Genomic DNA, 383 nt, shown 5'->3' with positions numbered 1-383 from the left:
AAGGCACGCTCAAGGCAACTGTCGACAGTGTCGACGGTGCTGCTCCGACCCTGTCGGGGACGACGCTCTCGTGGACTGGTGTGCTCGAGGCCGGTAAGTCGGTTGTCCTGACCTATCAGGTGAAGATCAACGACGGTGTTGCCGGCGGGGTTCTGATCAACAACAAGGTCACTGGTACTGCGAAGCCGCCGACGGGTCCGGAGATCACTCCTCCGCCGGTGACGACCGAGCATCCGGTGAAGGTTCCGGGGTTCACGGTCGCGAAGGCTGCTGATCCGGTGTCGGGTACCAATGTTGCTGCGGGTCAGACGATCACGTATACGGTGACGGGTGCGAATACGGGTAACACGACTCTTGATCCGGTGGTGTTGACCGATGATCTG

1 protein-coding gene is annotated in these 383 nt (G+C 60.6%); it reads left to right on the top strand.

Annotation, left to right across the window (positions count from 1 at the left end; translation table 11 throughout):
• Positions 1-383: DUF7507 domain-containing protein (locus tag ACN50D_RS31260; protein ID WP_419970263.1), on the top strand; the 383-nt coding region annotated here is incomplete at both ends.

This window comes from Rhodococcus sp. SB1D (assembly GCF_048573875.1).
Classification (GTDB): domain Bacteria; phylum Actinomycetota; class Actinomycetes; order Mycobacteriales; family Mycobacteriaceae; genus Rhodococcus_F; species Rhodococcus_F qingshengii.
Note: the sequence above shows the minus strand (reverse complement) of the source record. Positions and strands in the feature narration are given on the sequence as shown.